The sequence below is a fragment of the Saccharomonospora iraqiensis subsp. iraqiensis genome (assembly GCF_000430445.1).
Taxonomy (GTDB): domain Bacteria; phylum Actinomycetota; class Actinomycetes; order Mycobacteriales; family Pseudonocardiaceae; genus Saccharomonospora; species Saccharomonospora iraqiensis.
The window spans coordinates 1-1,143 of the sequence record NZ_KE387122.1; the positions used below are offsets into that span (position 1 = coordinate 1).

Consider the following 1,143-nt stretch of genomic DNA (forward strand, 5'->3'; position numbering starts at 1 on the left):
GTCCGTGCCGGCGCCGCGGCCGTCGCGTCACCGGGCCTGGGCGAGCACGGCGTGCAGCACCTCCGCGGCGACCTCGGCCGAGTGGGTGTCGTCCGAGACCTCCACGCTGTGTCCGCCCGCGCCGACCCTGCCGACCTTCACGGTGCGGCCCGGCACGACGCCCACCCCGCGGAGCTGGGTCATCAGATCCTCGTCGAGCTGCACGTGCTCGGCGATCCGCCGGATCTCGACCTTGCCCCCGCCGGACCTGGCGACCTCGTCCAGCCGCACGAGATCGGCCTCGGCCGGGGGAGCGGGCTCACCCGCCCCGAGCTTGTCCAACCCGGGGATCGGGTTGCCGTACGGCGACGTCCTCGGGTTGTCCAGCAATGTCACGAGCTTGCGTTCCACCGCCTCGCTCATGACGTGCTCCCACCGGCACGCCTCGTTGTGGACGTGTTCCCACTCCAGCCCGATGACGTCGACCAGCAGCAGTTCGGCCAGCCGGTGCTTGCGCATCACGGCGACCGCGAGGTCCCGCCCGTGGTCGGTCAGTTGCAGGCTGCGGTCGTCGGCGACCACCACGAGCCCGTCCCGTTCCATCCGCGCCACCGTCTGGCTCACGGTGGGGCCGCTCTGCTGCAGACGCTCCGCGATCCGGGCGCGCAGCGGCACGACTCCCTCCTCCTCGAGCTCGTAGATGGTGCGCAGGTACATCTCGGTAGTATCGATGAGATCGTTCACGCCTGTCCCCTTCGCTCCGCCTCACTCATGGTAATCGCCGGTCCCGACACGGAGGGCGGGCGAGGGGCGCGGACCTCCGGGTGTGCCGGTCGGCGTGTCCCGGCCACCGTCCGTGGGGCCGGGATCCGGCTGTCGCGCACCGTCCGCCGCCGCGACGACGGGTGAGACCGGCAGGATAGGGGTATGCGTCCGGTCATTTCGACAACGGAACTGGCGGAACTGTCGCGCCGCGACCCCGCGGAGGCCCCCACCCTGCTCGACGTGCGGTGGCGGCTCACCGGCCCGCCCGGCCGGGAATCCTACCTCGCCGGGCACGTGCCGGGGGCGGTCTTCGTCGACGTCGACACCGACCTCGCGGGTCCGCCCGGGCCCGCGGGGCGGCACCCGCTGCCCGACCCCGCGTCGCTGCAGCGCACCCTG

Annotated in this window: 1 protein-coding gene and 1 pseudogene; one reads left to right on the forward strand and one right to left on the reverse strand. The window is 73.0% G+C overall.

Annotated elements, in window-relative coordinates; all coding sequences use genetic code 11:
* Positions 1–27: 27 nt before the first annotated feature.
* Positions 28–723: a metal-dependent transcriptional regulator gene (locus tag ACTIR_RS0118115; RefSeq protein ID WP_026455341.1), complete on the reverse strand. Its 696-nt coding sequence runs from the start codon at positions 721–723 to the stop codon at positions 28–30.
* A gap of 183 nt (positions 724–906) precedes the next feature.
* On the opposite strand from ACTIR_RS0118115, the pseudogene ACTIR_RS26855 reads away from it, so the two are divergent.
* A pseudogene (locus tag ACTIR_RS26855) lies at positions 907–1,143 on the forward strand (sulfurtransferase); the annotation flags it as partial.